At 70.3% G+C, this 17,803-nt stretch carries 13 protein-coding genes; 2 read left to right on the forward strand and 11 right to left on the reverse strand.

Features of this window, described 5'->3' with window-relative positions:
• Positions 1-15: 15 nt before the first annotated feature.
• On the forward strand, positions 16-1,203 hold the full coding sequence (locus tag VM306_RS07265) for an esterase-like activity of phytase family protein (RefSeq protein WP_325512250.1): 1,188 nt from the start codon (positions 16-18) through the stop codon (positions 1,201-1,203).
• 88 nt (positions 1,204-1,291) lie between these two features.
• Here VM306_RS07265 and VM306_RS07270 read toward each other — a convergent pair whose 3' ends face one another.
• The 11 genes from VM306_RS07270 to VM306_RS07320 form a co-directional block, all read right to left on the reverse strand.
• Positions 1,292-2,713: a GH1 family beta-glucosidase gene (locus VM306_RS07270; RefSeq protein ID WP_325512252.1), complete on the reverse strand. Its 1,422-nt coding sequence runs from the start codon at positions 2,711-2,713 to the stop codon at positions 1,292-1,294.
• A gap of 36 nt (positions 2,714-2,749) precedes the next feature.
• Positions 2,750-3,574, reverse strand: coding sequence for a carbohydrate ABC transporter permease (locus VM306_RS07275; protein WP_325512254.1), 825 nt, complete (start codon positions 3,572-3,574; stop codon positions 2,750-2,752).
• A gap of 5 nt (positions 3,575-3,579) precedes the next feature.
• Positions 3,580-4,479 carry a sugar ABC transporter permease gene (locus tag VM306_RS07280; protein ID WP_325512429.1) on the reverse strand — a complete coding sequence of 300 codons (900 nt, stop codon included), beginning with the start codon at positions 4,477-4,479 and terminating at the stop codon, positions 3,580-3,582.
• A gap of 74 nt (positions 4,480-4,553) precedes the next feature.
• On the reverse strand, positions 4,554-5,816 hold the full coding sequence (locus tag VM306_RS07285; RefSeq protein WP_325512256.1) for an ABC transporter substrate-binding protein: 1,263 nt from the start codon (positions 5,814-5,816) through the stop codon (positions 4,554-4,556).
• Positions 5,817-6,314: 498 nt separating this feature from the next.
• Positions 6,315-8,831 (reverse strand): ABC transporter permease, encoded by a 2,517-nt coding sequence (locus VM306_RS07290; protein WP_325512258.1) that lies wholly within the window; start codon positions 8,829-8,831, stop codon positions 6,315-6,317.
• A gap of 4 nt (positions 8,832-8,835) precedes the next feature.
• Positions 8,836-9,588: an ABC transporter ATP-binding protein gene (locus VM306_RS07295; protein WP_325512260.1), complete on the reverse strand. Its 753-nt coding sequence runs from the start codon at positions 9,586-9,588 to the stop codon at positions 8,836-8,838.
• Positions 9,589-9,707: 119 nt separating this feature from the next.
• Positions 9,708-12,671: a helix-turn-helix transcriptional regulator gene (locus tag VM306_RS07300; protein ID WP_325512262.1), complete on the reverse strand. Its 2,964-nt coding sequence runs from the start codon at positions 12,669-12,671 to the stop codon at positions 9,708-9,710.
• A gap of 11 nt (positions 12,672-12,682) precedes the next feature.
• Positions 12,683-12,838: a hypothetical protein gene (locus VM306_RS07305; protein WP_325512264.1), complete on the reverse strand. Its 156-nt coding sequence runs from the start codon at positions 12,836-12,838 to the stop codon at positions 12,683-12,685.
• A 70-nt stretch (positions 12,839-12,908) separates the two neighbouring features.
• Positions 12,909-15,743 (reverse strand): AfsR/SARP family transcriptional regulator, encoded by a 2,835-nt coding sequence (locus VM306_RS07310; protein WP_325512266.1) that lies wholly within the window; start codon positions 15,741-15,743, stop codon positions 12,909-12,911.
• 326 nt (positions 15,744-16,069) lie between these two features.
• A complete protein-coding gene (locus VM306_RS07315; protein ID WP_325512268.1) occupies positions 16,070-16,261 on the reverse strand; it encodes a DUF397 domain-containing protein in 192 nt (63 codons plus the stop codon).
• A 24-nt stretch (positions 16,262-16,285) separates the two neighbouring features.
• Positions 16,286-17,131: a helix-turn-helix transcriptional regulator gene (locus tag VM306_RS07320; protein ID WP_325512271.1), complete on the reverse strand. Its 846-nt coding sequence runs from the start codon at positions 17,129-17,131 to the stop codon at positions 16,286-16,288.
• A gap of 166 nt (positions 17,132-17,297) precedes the next feature.
• Here VM306_RS07320 and VM306_RS07325 point away from each other — a divergent pair, with 166 nt between their 5' ends.
• The gene (locus VM306_RS07325) at positions 17,298-17,615 is read left to right on the forward strand and encodes a hypothetical protein (RefSeq protein WP_325512273.1); all 318 of its coding nucleotides are present in this window, start codon (positions 17,298-17,300) and stop codon (positions 17,613-17,615) included.
• The last annotated feature ends 188 nt before the right edge of the window (positions 17,616-17,803 follow it).

Genomic DNA, 17,803 nt, shown 5'->3' on the forward strand with positions numbered 1-17,803 from the left:
AAATAGGGTCACGGCATGAGGAGAACTCTGGCCGTCAGCCTCACCCTGCTCACCGTCACCGCGCTGGCGACGCCCACCACCGCCGCGCCGGCGGCGAAGCCGCGTCAGGCCACGCTGACGAACTTCGCCTTCCTCCCCGCGGAGACCTTCCTCCCCGGCACTGAGCCCAGCGGCGCCGCACTGGGGACGGCCCCGATCAACGGGGTCACGCCGCCGTTCGCGGACCAGCCGGTCCAGGGCTTCAGCGGTCTCGTCCGCAACAGCGACGGCACGTTCGACGCCATCTCCGACAACGGGTACGGCACCAAGGCCAACAGCGCGGACTTCACCCTCCGCATCCACCGCATCGCGCCGGACTTCAGGACCGGACGGGTCGACGTGGTCGGCGGCATCACGCTGACCGACCCGAACGGCCACATCCCGTTCCCGCTGACCAGGCCGGACAGGGTGATCACCGGAGCGGACATCGACATCGAGTCGGTGACGCGCGGCGCCGACGGCACGTACTGGATGGGCGACGAGTTCGGCCCCTACCTGCTGCACTTCGACCGGGCAGGCCGGTTGCTCGCCCCGCCGGCACCGCTGCCCGGCGTGCGCGCCCCGGAGAACCCCGCCGGCGACCCGAACCTGGGCGGCAGCAAGGGGTTCGAGGGCATCACGCTCTCCCCCGACGGCAGGACGATCAACGCCCTGCTGGAGGGCACCGTCGCCGGTGACACGCCGGGAACGCTACGCCTCGACGAGTTCGACATCGCGGCGAACCGCTTCACCGGCAAGACCTGGAAGTACCGGCTGGAGGACCCGAACTTCGCCATCGGTGACGCCATCGCGGTCGACGCGAACCGGTTGCTGGTCATCGAACGGGACAGCGCGCAGGGCGCCGACGCGATCGTCAAGCGCGTCTACCTGGCCGACAAGCGCGATCGGGACGAGGACGGCAAGCTCGACAAGACGCTGGTCGCCGACCTGCTGAACCTCGCGAACCCGAAGCACATCGGCGGGCAGGCGGACCCGTTCACGTTCCCGTTCGTCACGATCGAGGACGTCACGATCCTCGACGACCGCACGATCGCTGTGCTCAACGACAACAACTTCCCGTCGTCGTCGGGCCGCACGCCGGGCAAGCCGGACAACGACGAGTTCATCACCATCAGGCTGGCCGAGAACCTGCACGCCGACCCGCGCGTGCTGCGTCGCCGCTGATCAGGGCACAAACGAGAGAGCGCTCTCACCTGCGGGCGGCAACGCCCGTCGGTGAGAGCGCCAGACCTCCTCGGCCCGACCGGCTGGGCTAAACGGTGTAACCCTGTGCGGGCAACCCGTTCTGCCCGATGATCCGCGACAACGCGACGGCGCTTTCCTTCACCGTGCGCCGCTGCGTCTCGAAGTCGACGTGCACGATCCCGAACCGCTGCGAGTACCCGGCCGCCCACTCGAAGTTGTCGAGCAGCGACCACGCGAGGTAGCCGCGGATGTCGGCGCCCTGCGAGATCGCCTTGTGCACCGCGCGAACGTGGTCCACCAGGTACTTCGTCCGCTGCGTGTCGGCCACGCGGCCCGTCGCGTCGACGGTGTCGGGGAACGCGGACCCGTTCTCCGTCACCACCAGCGGCACCCCGTCGGCGTCGCGGGACAGCCGGACCAGCAGCTCGGTGAACGCGTCGGCGTTCTGCTCCCACCCGAACCCGGTCAGCTCGCCCTGAGGCGGCTGGATCTCGACACCGCGCAGACCCGCGTGCGGGCCGGCGGGCACGAAGTCGGGGTCGGCGGGCGCGACACGGGTCGGGTTGTAGTAGTTCACGCCGATCCAGTCGACCGGGGTCGCGATGGTCTCCATGTCCCCGTCGCGCACCACGTTCGTCCAGTCGCCCAGCCACGACGTGTCCCGCAGGACGTCGAGCGGGTAGCCGCGACCGCGGATCGGGTCGAGCAGGATGCGGTTCTGCAGGCCGTCGACCTTGCGCACCGCCTCCTGGGACGCCTCGGAGTCGCCGTCTCCCCAGATGGTGCTGAAGTTCAGGACGATCGAGAGCCGGTGCGACCCGGGGGCCTGCGCGCGCAACGCCTGCGTGGCCAGGCCGTGGGCCAGCAGCAGGTGGTGGGCCGCCTCCAGGGACGCCACCGGGTCGGTGACGCCGGGTGCGTGGATCCCGTTGCCGTAGCCCAGGAACGCCGAGACCCACGGCTCGTTCAGCGTGGTCCAGGCCTGCACCCGGTCGCCCAGCCGTTCGTGCACGATCGCCGCGTACTCGGCGAAGCGGTAGGCGGTGTCGCGGTTGCGCCAGCCGCCGAAGTCCTCCAGGACCTGCGGCAGGTCCCAGTGGTAGAGGGTGACCAGCGGCTGGATGTCCTTCTCCAGCAACGAGTCCACGAGCCGGTCGTAGAACGCGAGACCGCGCTCCTCGACCCGGCCGCTGCCGCTGGGCTGGATCCGGGGCCACGCGACCGAGAACCGGTAGGCGGCCAGCCCGAGCGAGGACATCAGGTCCACGTCGGAGGAGTACCGGTTGTAGTGGTCGCAGGCGGGGTCACCGGTGTCGCCGGCCAGGACCTTGCCCGGAGTCGCTGCGAACGTGTCCCAGATCGAGGCACCGCGACCGTCCGCGGTGGTCGAACCCTCGATCTGGAAGGCCGCGGTCGCCGCGCCCCACAGGAAGTCCGGCGGGAAGGTCAGCACCTCCTGCCCGACCTCGACGTCCGAGTCGGTCGTCATGCATTCACATCCTCGTGGCTCGAGCCCTGCCGGGTTTCAGCCCTTCAGGGCGCCCTGCATGATGCCGCCGACGATCTGGCGGGACAGCAGGACGAAGATCGCGATCACCGGCAGCACCGCGATGGAGGCGCCGGCGAGCATCAATGAGTAGTCGGTGTAGTAGCCGCTGGCCAGGGTCGACAGGGCGACCTGGACCGTCGGGCTGTCGTTCGGGTCGAGCACGATCAACGGCCAGAAGAAGTCGTTCCACGAGGTCATGAACGTGAACATGCCCAGCACCGCGGCCTGGGGCCGCACCGCGGGGAACCCGACGTGCCAGAACGTCCGCAGCACCGAGCAGCCGTCCACGCGCGCGGCCTCGATCAGCTCGTACGGGACGGTCTCCTCGCACGCCTGGCGCATCCAGAACACCGCGAACGAGCCGATCAGCACCGGCACGATGACCGCCTGCAGGGTGCCGTACCAGTCGAGGTCCGACATCAGCATGTACAGCGGGATCACGCCGAGCTGCGTCGGCACCATCGCGGTGCCGAGCACGACGAGGAACAGCGAGTCGCGGCCCTTGAACCGCAGCCGCGAGAACGCGAACCCGGCCAGCGTGCCCAGCACGACGTTCGAGATCGCCACGCTCGACGCCACGATGAACGAGTTCTGCATGGCGAGCCAGAAGTCGACGGTGTCGAAGACGCGGGTGATGTTCTCGACCAGGTTGCCGCCGGGGACCAGCGGCGGGACCTTCTCGCCGAGGACCGAGTTGTCCTTCGACGCCACGATGAACGAGTAGTACAGCGGGAAGATCGACGCGGCGAGCACGGCGACCAGGAACCCGTAGAGCAGCGGTCCTGCCTTCGCGTTCTTCATGCTCTTCACTCCTTGCCCGCGATGCGCCGCGTCAGCGTGAAGTTGACGATCGCGACCAGCAGGACGACCACGAACAGCATCCACGCGACGGTGGCCGCGTACCCGGCGTCGAACAACCGGAAGCCCTTCTCGTACATGTAGAGCACCAGCGTCTGGAACTGCCGGTCGGAACCGCCCGTGGAGTTGTTCGCGGCGAACCCGGGGTCGAACAGCGCGGGCTCGGCGAACAGCTGCAGGCCACCGATCGTCGAGGTGACGACGGTGAACAGGATCGTGGGACGGATCGACGGCACGGTGATCGACCAGAACATGCGCCAGCGACCGGCACCGTCCAAAGTGGCCGACTCGTACATGTCCTTGGGCACCGACTGCATGGCCGCCAGGTACAGCAGCGCGTTGTAGCCGGTCCAGCGCCACATGACCATCGTGGACACCGCGAGGTGCGAGGCCCACGTCTCGGCGCGCCAGTCGATCGGGTCGATCCCGACGAAGCCGAGCAGGAAGTTCACGATGCCGAAGTCGCGGCCGAAGAACTGCGCGAACACCAGCGCCACCGCGGCGACCGAGATGACGTTGGGCAGCAGCACGCCCGCCCGCCAGAACGCGCTGCCGCGCAGGCCCCTGTCGAGCAGTGCCGCGAGCCCCAGCGCCGCCAGCAGCTGCGGCACCGTCGAGAGCACGAACAGGCTCAGCGTGTTGAACAGCGCGTTCCAGAACTTGGCGTCGCCGAACAGCTCGGCGTAGTTGGCGAGACCGACGAACCCCTGGTCGCCGTCGATCAGCTGCCACTCGTGCAGCGACACCCACGCCGTGTACAGCAGCGGGTAGAGCCCGAAGATCCCGAACACCAGGAAGAACGGCGCGATGATCAGGTACGGCGTGTACCTGGCGTCCCAGTTGCTCAGCCTGAAGCGCTTCGGCTCCTTGGAAGGCGAGACCGAGACGGCCGGGGCCGCCTCGGTCTCCTGACGAGTCACCGTCACTTGGCGGCGTCCGTCGCTTCCTTCAGGGCCTGCGTCCACGCGTCAGCCGCGGACTGCTTGCCCTGCTCCACGCGGGTCAGCGCGGTGGCGAACACCGGTCCGACCTTCGAGTCCTTCGTGCCGCGGTAGGTCGGCTTGAGCGACTCCGCCGAGGTCGCGAAGATCTGGCCCACCGGGGCCTTGCTGAAGTAGTCGTTCACCGTGGCCTGCACCTCGGCGTCCTGGTAGACCTTCGGCTGGCTGGGCAGGTTGCCGGTCTCCTTGAAGATCCGCTTCTGCTGCTCGGGGGCCGTCAGCCACTTGGCCAGCTCATAGGCCTCCTTGGGGTGCTTGCCCTGCTTCGGGATGGCGAGGAACGAGCCACCCCAGTTGCCGCCACCGCCAGGCGCCGTCGTCACGTCCCACTTCCCGGCCGCCGCGTCGCCGGCACCCGCCTTGATCAGCGCGAGCGCCCAGGCCGGGCACGTGGTGGTGGCGAACGACCCCTGCTTCAGCGCGACGTTCCAGTCCTGGCTGAACGGCTCGAGGGCACCGGTCTGCTGCTTGGTGCCGAGCGCCGCCGCCGTCTCGAACGCCGTCTTGACCTTGTCGTTCTTCTCCGCGATGTACGAGTCGTCCTTCGCGAAGTAGCCCTCCTCGGTCTGGTCGAGGATCGCCTTGTAGACGTTGCGGCCGGTGTCGACGAACTTCACGTTCGGCGTCTTGGCCGTGAACTGGTCCGCGACCTTCGCGTAGTCGGCCCACGTCGGCCACAGCTTCGCGACCTCGGTGCGGTCCGTCGGCAGCCCGGCCGCCGCGAACAGGTCGCTGCGGTAGCAGAGCCCGAGGCTGCCCATGTCCGTGCCCAGCCCCAGCACGAACTCGCCGTTGTCAGCGGTGCCCTGGTTCCACTTCCACGCGGCCCACTGGTCCTTCAGGTCCTTCGCCCCGTACTCCGCGAGGTTCACGAACTTGTCCTTGGAGGCGCGGAACTGCGAGACCACGCCCTCCTCGAGGGCGACGATGTCCGCGGCACCACGGCCACCCGCGAGCTGAGTCGCGAGCTGCGTGTTGTGCTGCTCCATCTTGACCTTGCGCTGCTCGATCTTGACGTTCGAGTGCGAGGCCATGTACTCCTCGATGAGCTTGTCGTAGCCGAAGTCGGAGAAGAGGCCCAGCGACAGCTCGATCTTGCCGTCCGCCCCGGAACTTCCGCCGCAACCCGCGGCCAGAGCCATCACGAGGGTCGCAGCCACGCTGCCGACCAGCCTTCTGCTCATCCGATCCGTCCTCCTCGACGACGCCGGTGTGACGCGGCTAACTGTGGTGAGAGCGCTCTCACACTCAACTGGAGAGGCGCGGGTGTCAAGCGGTCGACATCGTTCCGTAACTTTGTGGAGAGGAGCAACAAAAACCCGCACCCGATCGGTGAGCGTCTCGATCGGACCGGTCCAGGGGTCCGGGAAACGACGAAGAGGGACGACCGGGCCCTCGCTCCGGTCGTCCCTCACCCCAGGTAGAGGGGCCGGCGCGTCATTCGTGACGCGCCGGCCCCGAAGTTTTCTCGCCAGGTCGTGGTTGGGCCGTCCGGCAGCGGGCAGGGCCGCTGTTCGCGCGGGTGAGACGGCGCCGGCGACTTCACCCGACTCGCACCACAGCGGAGGCCCGGCGCCTCGACGGCGCCGGACCTCCACCGATCCCCCGGTCGCGCGGCCCCTGTTCCGCACGCCCGAACCCACCCGGCCACACCCCGACAGCGGGAGCCGGGCGGGGTGTCCCTACGCCTCCGCCATCCCCGCGACGATGGAGCTCCGAGCCGCGCGGCGCGCCGGCAGCACCGCGGCGAGCACGGCCGCGATCACCGCCAGGCCGAGCATCACGCCGATCTGAGCGAACGGGATGGAGAAGCTGACCTTGAGCTCGGAGTTCGCGAGCGCCTCGACCAGCAGCCACCCGAACCCGGCGCCGAGCAGCACGCCCACGACCGCGCCGATCAGCGCCATCAGGATCGACTCGACCACCAGCATCTGCCGCAGCTGGCCCCTGGTCAGGCCCAGGGCACGCAGCAGGGCCGACTCGCGGGTCCGCTCGAGCACCGAGAGCGTCAGCGTGTTCGCGATGCCGAACAGGGCGATGACCAGGGCCAGGCCCACCAGCGCCCAGATGAACAGCAGGATCTGGTCGAGCTGGGCGTTCAGCTCCGCCTTGGTCTCGGCGGCGGAGTTGAGCACCGCGACCGGCGAGGTGGAGATGACGCGTTCCAGGTCGGTCCTGGCGGTGGCGACGTCGGTGCCGGGAGCGAGCTTGACCAGCAGTTTCTCGTAGCCCTTCGGAGCTTCCCTCGACAGCGCGGTGGCCGCGGGGAGGGTCACGATGCCGGTGCCGTAGGTGTTGTCCTTGATCAGCGCGACGACCTTGAAGTCCTTGCCGCCGAGCTTCAGCGACGAGCCGACGGACAGGCCCGCCTCCTTGGCCTCCTTCTCGCGCATCGCGATCTCGTCGTCCTTCAGCGCGCCCAGCGGAGCGCCGGTGGTCTCGGCGCGGACGAGCGAGCCGATCGCGTCGGCCGGGTAGCCGGTCACGTAGGCGTACGGGAGCTGCGGCGACTCGGTGGACGCGGTGAGCTCCGGCGCGATCTTCGCGACGTTGCGGACCTTCGCGAGCTCGTCGGCGAACTTCTGGGTCAGCGGCTGGCTGTAGACGCTGGAGGTGACCTCGTAGTCGGCGGGGAAGCGGTCGTCGACCTTCTGGTTCATGGTCTCGCGGGCGCTGCCGGCCACGACGGTCACCATCGCCACGATGGTCACGCCGATCATCAACGCCGCCGTGGTGGCGGCGGTGCGCTTGGGGTTGCGGCCCGCGTTGGCCGAGGCCAGCTTCGACGGGACCCCTCGCAGCGCTTTGCCGAACAGGCGGTTGATCGGGCCCACGTACAGCGGGCCGACCAGCAGGACCGCGAGCAGCAGCACCATCGTGGCGCCACCGGTGACGAACAGCGCGGCCTCTTCCTCCTGCTTCATGCCGAAGTAGACGGCCGCGCCACCGACCAGTGCGATCAGGGTGGCGACGACGACGCGGACCTTGCCGGTGCGGGCGACGTCGTCGTGGCTGTCCGGCTGCGAGCGCAGGGCCGCCACGGGGGCGACGCGGGTGGCGCGGCGGGCGGGGAGGACCGCCGACAGCACCGTCACGACGACACCGACGCCGAACCCGGCGGCGATCGTCAGCCAGGTGAGCGGCAGGCGGATCTCGACGTCGCCGCCCCCGCCGGAGCCGCCGACCGAGCCGACCAGGACCTGCAGGGCCGCCGAGACGCCGAACCCGCCGAGGATGCCCAGCACGGACGCCGCGAGACCCATGAAGACCGCTTCGGCGAGCACGCTGCGGAACACCTGCCCGCGTTCCGCGCCGACGCAGCGCAGCAGCGCGAGCTCCTTCGTGCGCTGGGCGACGAGGATCGTGAAGGTGTTGTAGATGACCATGCCCGCGACGACGAGCGAGATCGCGGCGAACGCGAGCAGAAACGACTTGATCTCGCCGGCGGCGTCACCGACCTGCTCCAGCGTCGCCTTGGTCAGCTCCTCACCGGTCTGCACCTGGTACCCGGAGCCGACGACGGCCTTGATCCTGTCCACGAGCTGCTGCTGGGACACTCCGGAACCGGCGACGGCGACGATCTCGTAGATCCGCTGGTCCGGGATGAGCGCGCGCATGCCGTCCGGCGAGACGATCACGTGGTCGCTGCCGGACATCGAGATGCTGCTCGTGCCCTGCTGGTAGGTGCCGACGATGGTGTAGGCGTGCTCGGCGTTGTCCTTGTCGAGCAGCTCGAGCTCGTCGCCGATCTTGAGCTTGGCGATCTGAGCGGTCTTGGTGTCGACCGCGACCTCGTCGGACCTCCCGGGGAACCGGCCGTCCTGGAGGTTGAAGTCGCGCAGCTTCTCCGTGGTCGGCAGCGGCTGGACCGCCGCGTTGCGCGCCTTGCCGTCGCCGCCGAGCAGGGCCGCGCTGCCGAACTCGCGCGAGTCGGCGCCCTCGACGCCCTGCGTGGAACGGATCTTCTGCAGGAGGTCGGCGGGGATGCCGCTCTCCCGGTTGGGGCTGTTCTCCTGCAGGTGCACCGCGGCGTCGACGTTGCGGGCGCTGCGGGCGAAGTTGTCCCTGGTCTGGGCCTCGACGGCGTCACCGAGCACGAGCGTGCCGGTCACGAACGCGACGCCGAGCGCGATGGCGACGCTGGACAGCACCAGCCGCGCCGTGCGGGCCCGCAGGCCCGCGAGGATGGTCTTCAGCATTACCTCACGCCCCCAGGTGCGTGAGGGCGTTGACGACGGACTCGGTGGTGGGCTGGTGGATCTCGCCCGCGAGCCTGCCGTCGGCGAGCAGCACCACGCGGTCCGCGTAGCTCGCGGCCACCGGGTCGTGCGTCACCATGATCACGGTCTGTCCCATCTTGCGGACCGACATGCGCAGGAAGTCGAGGACCTCGGCGCCGCTGCGGGAGTCCAGGTTGCCGGTCGGCTCGTCCGCGAAGATGACCTCGGGACGGGCGACGAGCGCACGGGCGCACGCCACGCGCTGCTGCTGGCCACCGGACAGCTCGGTCGGGCGGTGGGTGAGGCGGTCACGCAGGCCGAGGACGTCGACGATCGTGTCGTACCACTGCTTGTCGGGCTTGCGGCCGGCGAGCTCCAGGCCCAGCAGGATGTTCTGCTCCGCGGTCAGCGTCGGCAGCAGGTTGAAGGCCTGGAACACGAAGCCGACGCGGTCGCGGCGCAGCTTGGTCAGGTCCTTGTCGCCCAGCTTCGTGATCTCCGTCTGTCCGATGTGGATCGTGCCGCTGTCCACGGTGTCCAGTCCCGCGAGGCAGTGCATCAGCGTGGACTTGCCGGAGCCGGACGGGCCCATGATCGCGGTGAAGCGACCCGCCTGGAACGCGACGTCGACGCCGTCGAGCGCCCGCACCGCGGTGTCACCCCTGCCGTAGACCTTCACCAGGTTGTGGGCCGCCGCGGCGGTCCGGGTGCCGACCTCGGACACCAGTGCAGACATGTCTCTTGCCTTTCCTCACAGGGGTGTTCCTTGCTGAGGAAGAAGCTATGAGTTCGCTGCGTGAGCGGTCATCAACTCCGCGACGCGTTGCGCGTCAGCCTGAGGTATGACAACCGGGACTACTCGAGCAGACCCCGGTCGTACGCGATCGCCACGGCCTCCGCGCGCCGGGACGCCCCGAGCTTGGCCATGATCCGGGAAAGGTGCACGGAGACGGTCTTCTCGCTGATGTAGAGCTCCTCGCCGACCTCGCGGTTCGTCCGCCCGGAGGCCACCAGGCCGAGCACGTCGCGTTCGCGCGGGGTGAAGAGGTCGACCTGCTCACGAGCCGGTTCCTCCGCCCGGAGGGTGATGCGGGCGCGCTTGGCGCACGACACCACGGCCTCGCCGAGCGGACCGGCCTTGAGCCTGGTCGCGACCTCGTCGGCCTGGCGCAGCTGCTCGGCGGCCTCGTCCCGGCGATCTGCTCCGAGCAACGCCTCGGCGAGCCGCCACCGGCACAGCGCCTGCTCGTACACGAGCCCGTAGGCGAACCCGTCGACCGCGGCCTTCCACAGCTCCGGATCGCCCGCGCCGGTCAGCCTGGACTCCTCCGCGTCCGCACGGGCGAGCCACGCCCGTCCCTCAGGCCCGAGGGACGCGGTCCGCGCGACGCCGTTCTTCGCGGTGAGCCTGACGTGCCCGGCCAGCTTCCGGCCGGACTCGACGGCCTTCGCCGCGGCTCCCGCGTCACGTTTGCGGCGCGCCTTGGCCGCGATGTCCGCGTACCCGGCGACACCGATCGCACCGATCCGGATGTCCGCGAGCACCCACGGCCCGCCGAGCTTGCGGGTCCACTCCAGCGCGTCCGCGACCCGCTCGACCGCGAGCTCGGGGCGGCCGCGCCACAACGCGAGCTCGCCGCCGGTGCCACCGGTGATCAGCGCGATCTGGATGTCGCGGTGCCAGTCGTGGCGCAGCTCGGTGATCATCCGCTCGGAGGAGGCCAGGTCGCCGCGCGAGACCGTGAGGTGCGTGCCGGCGGCGGCGAGGCGCGCGAGGACCGTGGAGGACACGGACATGCCGGGCGGTTCGCTCGCCTGCTCCGCGGCCGGCCAGTCGCCGAGGTAGTAGTGCACGAGGACCTGCAGGATGCGGATCTCCAGGCCGTACGTGCTCCAGGTCAGACCGGTTTCCTGGGCACGCTCGCCCGCCTGGCTGTAGACGCGGGCGGCCTCGGCCAGCTCGCCGGAGTCGTAGTACATCAGGCCGAGGTAGTACCAGCCGCGCAGCTCGGTGTTGACCGCGCCGACCTCGCGGGCGCTCTCGATCGCGCGCTCGAAGTGGACCCTCGCCTCGTCGTGGCGGTCCGCGTGGTCGTCGAGGATGCCGAGCGTGCCCAGCGCGTCCGCCACGGCACCGGGCGCGTTCGCCCGACGGCCGTCCGAGATGGCCTTCTCGGCGAACTCCCTGGCCTTGGTGAACTTCCGCTGCTGGCGCAGCAACGAGGCCATGCCGGCCAGCACGCGGGCGCGGGAGGGGCTCGCGTCCCGTTCGCGCACCAGCTCCCACGCACTCGTCATCACCTCGTGGTGCTCCCGGTCGTTGCCGTCGAGCGTGGACAACGCCTGGGCGAGCCTGAGCAGCACCTCGGCGGCGTCCTCGGGGGGCTTCCCCTCCAGCGCCTTCCCGGCACTGCGGCCGAACGCGACGGCGCGTTCCGGTTGCCCCGCCGTGCCCGCGACCCAGGACGCCCTCCGCAGCAGCACCGACTCGTCCACATCGGACGGACGGTCCGCCTCCGGCACGGCGGTCCACAGGGTGAGCGCCTTCTCCAGGTACCGCAACGACTCCGCGGGAGCACCGGCGCGTTCGGCCTCCCTCGACGCCGTGATCGACGCCTTCAACGCCTGCGGGAGGTCGTGGCTCTGGAAGGCGTGGTGCGCCAGCGCCGCGGCGGCACCGCGTTCGTCGAGGTGCTGGACCAGGTGACGGGCGTAGCCGGCGTGCAGCCGGACCCGTTCGCCGGGCAGCAGATCGCCGTAGACGGCCTCGCGCACCAGGGCGTGGCGGAAGGCGTAGACCTCGTCGTCCTCCACGACGAGCAGGTGGTGCTGGACCAGTTCGCGCAACGCCGTGTCGAACGCGATGTCCGTCATGCCGCAGACCTCGCGCAGCCGGTAGTGCCGGACGCGGCGGCCGCGGACCGACGCGACGCGCACGACGTGCTGCGCCTCCGGGCTCAGCCGTTCGACGCGGCTCAGCAGGACGTCGGCGAGCGCGGACGGCAACGACCTGTCGTCGCACGTGGCCACCGCGATCAGTTCCTCGGCGAAGAACGCGTTGCCCTCCGAGCGTTCCGCGACCTGCTGGACGACGTCCTCCGGCAGGTCGTCGGACAGCGCCTCGACGAACCGGCGGGCGTCCGCGGCGTTGAACGGCGTGAGGTCCAGGCGGTCGACGGCGGGCAGCCGGACCAGCTCGGACAGCAAGGGGCGCAACGGATGGCCGCGGTGCAGATCGTCCGCGCGATAGGTGCAGACGACGAGCAGGCGCTGGGAACGCAAGCGGGACAACAGGAACGACAGCAGGTACCGGGTGGACGCGTCCGCCCAGTGCAGGTCCTCGACGACGAGCAGCACGCGTTGCTGTTCGGAGAGGTCGCCGAGCAGCCCGAGCACGGCGTCGAACAGCTGGAGCTGCCCGACGTCCTGTTCCGGCCGCCGTCCCGGGATGAGGCTCGGCGCGATCATGCTCTCGGTGCCGGGCTCGCGTTCGGCGGGCAGCGCGAGCTTGGGCAGCAGCATCGCGAGCGCCGGCCGGCTCGCCGTGTTCCCGAGCGCGCTCAACGCCTCCGCGAACGGCAGGTAGGGCAGTCCGGTCTCGCCGGCGTCGAGACACCGTCCCGTGAGGACGAGCGTGTCCTCGGCGCCGGCCGCCAGCTCGTCGACCAGCCGCGTCTTGCCGACCCCCGCGTCACCCGCGAGCAGCACCGCCCCCGCGACGCCCTCGCCCGCCTGTGCCAGCGCGCCGCGCAACCGGTCGAGCTCGCGGTCGCGCGCGACCAACGGGATACCGGAACCGAGGCGTGCCACGAGTGGCATGCTCGCACAGGTCATGCCCCGACGCCGCCGTGTTTCCGGGAGGTGCGGTGGATCACCCGCCTGATCCACGACGGCGTGCCGCCGCGGGACCGCTGCCAGTTGCAGCGGGCGGTGCCGCGCCGGTAGTCGATCTCCGCCTTGATCGCCTCAGGGGTCCATTCGCTCATGGTCCCCAGGGTCGTCCTGAGGCCTCGCCGCGGGCATCGGACGATCACGCAGTTCCTGGCGGCGAAACCCTTACGCCACGGTCACCGCGCGCGTGCGGGCCAGGCGCGCCCGCACCCCGTCCGCCTCCGGAGCTCCCAGCTCCGTGAACAACGCCAGCGCCCGCTGCCAGTGCGCCGCCGCCCCCGCCGCGCCGAGCTGGTCGAACACCGCCGCCAGCCGGTCGTGCGCCAGCGCCTGGTGGTACGGCGACACCGCGTCGCTGGCCACCGCCAGCGCCGTCCGCGCCGCCGACAGCGCGCCCTCGGTGTCCCCCGTCTCCAGCAGGGCCGTGGAGATGTCGACGTGGCAGGCCGCCTCACCGCACTGCTCGCCGACCTCGTGGTACATCTCCAGCGCCACCCGCAGCCACGGCATCGCGTCGTCGAAGCGCTGCGTCGCCAGGTAGAGCAGGCCCAGGTGGTGGTGGGCGTTGGCCTCCGCCCACTTCGACCCGGCGATCCGCGAGATCTCCATCGCCTCGCGGTAGTGCGCCTCGGACTCCTCGGCACGTCCCAGGTCCAGCAGCGTGCCGGCGACGGTGGTCAGTGCGCGGGCCTGCTGGTGCACGTCCTCCTTGCGGCGGGCCACTTCCAGCGCTCCGCGCTGGGCTTCCAGGGCTTCCTCGAAGCGTTCGAACTGCAGCAGCGCCACGCCCAGGTTGAACTGCATCACGAACCGCGCGTCGTCGTCGTTCAGCGCTATCGCGGCCTGCAGCGCGGCTTCGGTGATGCGCAGGGAGGTCTCGCGCTCGGTCCGCAGCCAGAGGTAGCGCGACAACGTGTACGGCAGCTGCCACGCGTGGACGTGCCAGCCGGACGCCGAGGCGTGCTCGGTCGCGGCGATCAGGTTGGCGCGCTCGGCGTCGAACCACGCCATCGCGTCCGCGGCGCCGGACAGCGGCGGGATGTGGACGGGCCGGTGTTCCGGCGCCACCAGGACGCTGCCGCGGTTGATCGGCAGCATGCCGTCGGCGAGGTCGGAGCAGTGCAGGTAGTAGTCGAGCATCCGGCCCGTGGCGGCACGGCGTTCCGGTTCGGACAGCTCGCCCGCCAGGGTCTTGGTGTAGACGCGGACGATGTCGTGGGCCACGTGACGGCCGGGTTCGCTGACGGACAGCAGGTTCGCGGCGGTCAGCGCGTCCAGCGCCCGTTGCGCCTCCACCAGCGTGACGTCGCCCATCGCCGCCACCACGTGCGGCGTCAGGTCCGCGCCGGGGTGCAGGCCGACGATCGCCAGCAACCGCGACGGCAGCGCGGGCAACGCACGGCGCGAGGCGTCCAGGGCGGCGCGCACGGTGCCCTCGCCGTCCTCCAGGCCGAGTGCCGCCAACCGGCCGTGCTCGTCCTGCAGCTCCTCGACCAGCTCGGCCACGGCGAGCTTCGGCGACACGGCGAGACGGGCCGCGGCGATGCGCAACGCCAGCGGCAGGCCGTCGCAGAGCGCCGCGAGCCGGCGCAGGGCGTCGGCCTCGATGTCCGACCGGCCGGCGATGCGGCCCAGCACGTCGACGGCCGCGTCCGGGCCGAGCATGTCCAGCTCGACCAGCTTCGCCTCGACCTGCGCGACGAGCCCGACCAGACGGCGGCGCGAGGTCACCACGACGCACGAGGGCGCGCCGGGCAGCAACGGCAGCAGATCCGCCGAGCTGCGGACGTTGTCGAGCATCACGAGCATGCGGCGGTCGGCCAGGAGCGTGCGCAGCAGGGCCGCGCGTTCGTCGACCGAGACGGGCGTGTCACCGGCGGGGACGCCCAACGCGCGCAGGAACCGGTTGAGCACCTCGCCGATCTCCAGCGGCTCCCGGTTCGGGTCGTAGCCGTGGACGTCGACGTAGAGCTGGCCGTCCGGGAACTCCTCGCGCACCCGGTGCGCCCAGTGCAGCGCCAGCGCCGTCTTGCCGACGCCCGCCGGGCCCGTCACGAGCAGCACCGGACCTTCGTGGGCGCGCAGCAGGGCGTCCATCGCGGCCAGCTCGGTGTCCCTGCCGACCAGGGCGGCGGGCGCGCGCGGCAGCTGCGCGGGGATCGTCACCGGCGCGGGTTCGGGAGCGGCGGCCTGGGGCGGCACGCGGACCGGCGGGCGTTCCGGCTCGGGGCTGTCCCCCGACAGCACGGCCTGGTGCACGCGGCGCAGCTCGGGACCCGGCTCGACGCCGAGCTCGTCGATCAGCACGCGCCGCGCCTCCCGGTACGCCGCCAGCGCCTCCGCCTGGCGTCCCGCCTGGACCAGCGCCCGCATGAGCAGGCCGTGACCGCGTTCGCGCAACGGGTGCTCGACGACCATCGTGCTCAGCTGCGAGACCAGCCCGGGGCCCTGCCCGATCGCGAGACCGAGCTCGGCGCGTTCCTCCAGCACCGCCAGCCGCCGTTCCACGAGACGGCCGCGTTCGACGTCGGCGTGCAGGCCGGACACACCGCCCAGCGGCTCGGCGCGGAACAGCGCCAGCGCGTCGTCCAGCTCGACCGCGGCTCCGGCGAGGTCACCGGCGGCGCGCATGCGGTTCGCGAGCAGCACTTGACGTTCGAACACGTCGAGGTCGAGCGCGCCGGGCTCGACGCGCATCAGGTACCCGTCGCCGACGGACGTCAGCAGCGCGGCGGGAGCGCGGCGCGCACGGGCCGGTTCGAGCGCCCGGCGCAGTCCGGCCACATAGGTCTGGACCAAGTTCACCGCGCTCGAGGGGACGTTGTCGCCCCAGACCGCCTCGATGATCTGCCCGCGGCTCACGGGGGTGTTGCGGGCCAGCAGCAGGACCGCGAGGACCGCGCGTTGCTTCGCCGCACCAAGATCTACGTCCTGACCTGCGCGAACGACTCGGAGAAGGCCGAGAACCTCGTACCTGAGGGGTTCCTCGCCGTGCGTCACCGATCTGTCCTTCGCCTGGTGGCCACCTGGAGCTTGAAGATCACTTCAGTCGGGCTCCAGTCGTGCTGTAGAAGCCATTCTTACGCTTAGCGTGTCCAACCAACCACAGACGGCGAGATCAACGGAAACCGGAGATCGAGCAGTCTGCGCAGGTTGGACCGGACAGCGGAACACCCGCTGCTCCCCATGATCGACGTGGGCCGGCCGGCGTGCAAGGGGCATCCAGCCCGCGGCGGCGGAACGCCGGCCGGCCCACGTCCCCCTTCAGGCACAAGAACGCCCCGGCTGCATCATCCAGCCGGGGCGTTCCGCTTTCACCTGTCTTCTCAGCTGACGAAAGAACCGGTCTTCGCCGCCGCGAGGAAGGTCTCCCACCCTCCGTCGCCGAACCTCAGCCGGGCGCCTTCGGCGTTCTTGCTGTCACGGACAGCCGCGCCGGGCCCGACGAGCGCGATCTCCACGCAGTCGGGTCCACTGGCGGACGAACGGCTGCTCTTGCGCCAACGCAAGCTTTCCATTCTGTGCTCACTCCTGGTCTCGACTCACGCGAGAGTGCGAGCGACTTCGGTGATCAGGGACGCGGATCCCGCCGGAGTAAGGGCGGTCCTCACCAGACGCTCGAACACCTCGGCGTACCAACTGACGTCACCCGGCTGCTCCAAGTAGACGCCGCTTCTGGTGCTCTCGATGTACACCACGTCGGGGTCGAGCCGCTCCGGGAAGCTCAAGATGACGAACGGCCCGTCCATCGCAGCGTAACCACCGGCGCTGAACGGCACGACCTGCACCGTGACGTTCGGCATCGCACCGACTTGGAGTAGACGCGCCATCTGCGCGCGCATCACCCCGGTGCCGCCGACGAGCCTGCGCAGGGCCGCCTCGTCGACCACGACGTGCAGGCGCAACGGGTCGTCCTCGTTCAGCAAGGCTTGTCGCGCCTTGCGCAACCGGACGCGCCGGTCGATCTCCGCGGCGCTCGCGTCCGGCAGCACCTGGGAGATGAGCGACCTCGTGTACGCCTCGCACTGCAGCAGTCCGGGGATCATCAGGCCCTGGTAGGTCCTGATCGAGTCCGCGTCGGCCTCGTACCCCACGTAACGACCGGGCACGATGTCGCCGAACTCGTCCCACCACGCCTTGCGGCGGGCTTCCCTGGCCAGCTGGACCAGTTCGTCCAGGGTGGCGGAGTCCGCACCGTAGGCGGCGAGCATGTCCCGTACGTCGCGCGGGCTCACCCCCACACGCCCCGTCTCGATGCGGCTGATCTTGGAGGCGGAGCACTCCAGGCGCTCTCCGACCTCCTCGATCGTCAGCTCGGCCGCTTCGCGCAGTCGCCGGAGCTCGCTCACGAGCCTCCTCTTGCGCACGGTCGGGCTGCTACCCCGCATGACGCCTCCTGGGTGGCATCCGCACCTCCTGGTCACTCCTAGTTTGAGAGCAAAGGAGCGAGTCGCAAAGGGACGTCATCCATTCGTGTACTGCAACTTGCAGATCTCATGAGGAGGGGGACAGTCTGCATGGGTTGCTCACGCGAGGACTGGAGCTCTGAGCCTGATGGCCGTCACGGTGTTCAGCCAACTGGACAAGTCGCTGCACTCCCACCTGGCCACACTCACCGATCTGGCCCAGCGCGGCGACGACCAGACCGCTCTCGTGCTCGCCAGGGTTGAGCTGCCGAGGGTGGTCGCGGTGGTCAAGGCGCTGCTCGACGAGCACCAGCCCGACGAGCACGGCCGGTGCGCGACCTGCAAACGCGGCTGGCTCTCCCGCCGCGCGCCCGCACCGTGCCGTGCCTACCTCTCGGCGCAGCTGGTCCTGACCGTGGTGGGCCAGGAGACTTCGCACGGCAAGCACCTGCGCTCGGTGGGCTGAAAGTGGAAACCCGATAGTTCCTCGTGAACTGTCACGACCTGGGCCGGCTCCGCACCCCCCGACCGGAGCCGGCCCTTCTTCGTCGTCACCAGGCGTGACGTTTGACAGCGAAGATCAACACGGTTGGCTGAACCCTCTGTCACAGCACCGTTTCCGCCGTCATCATGGTGGTGACGCGGCCTGGTCGC

The organism is Lentzea sp. (genome assembly GCF_035525475.1).
GTDB lineage: Bacteria > Actinomycetota > Actinomycetes > Mycobacteriales > Pseudonocardiaceae > Lentzea.

Coding starts and splice junctions, on each gene's coding strand:
- VM306_RS07325 (WP_325512273.1), top strand. CDS start 17,298: ATGGCCGTCACGGTGTTCAGCCAACTGGACAAGTCGCTGCACTCCCAC.
- VM306_RS07265 (WP_325512250.1), top strand. CDS start 16: ATGAGGAGAACTCTGGCCGTCAGCCTCACCCTGCTCACCGTCACCGCG.
- VM306_RS07275 (WP_325512254.1), bottom strand. CDS start 3,574: ATGAAGAACGCGAAGGCAGGACCGCTGCTCTACGGGTTCCTGGTCGCC.
- VM306_RS07270 (WP_325512252.1), bottom strand. CDS start 2,713: ATGACGACCGACTCGGACGTCGAGGTCGGGCAGGAGGTGCTGACCTTC.
- VM306_RS07295 (WP_325512260.1), bottom strand. CDS start 9,588: ATGTCTGCACTGGTGTCCGAGGTCGGCACCCGGACCGCCGCGGCGGCC.
- VM306_RS07290 (WP_325512258.1), bottom strand. CDS start 8,831: ATGCTGAAGACCATCCTCGCGGGCCTGCGGGCCCGCACGGCGCGGCTG.
- VM306_RS07305 (WP_325512264.1), bottom strand. CDS start 12,838: ATGAGCGAATGGACCCCTGAGGCGATCAAGGCGGAGATCGACTACCGG.
- VM306_RS07285 (WP_325512256.1), bottom strand. CDS start 5,816: ATGAGCAGAAGGCTGGTCGGCAGCGTGGCTGCGACCCTCGTGATGGCT.
- VM306_RS07320 (WP_325512271.1), bottom strand. CDS start 17,131: ATGCGGGGTAGCAGCCCGACCGTGCGCAAGAGGAGGCTCGTGAGCGAG.
- VM306_RS07300 (WP_325512262.1), bottom strand. CDS start 12,671: ATGCCACTCGTGGCACGCCTCGGTTCCGGTATCCCGTTGGTCGCGCGC.
- VM306_RS07315 (WP_325512268.1), bottom strand. CDS start 16,261: ATGGAAAGCTTGCGTTGGCGCAAGAGCAGCCGTTCGTCCGCCAGTGGA.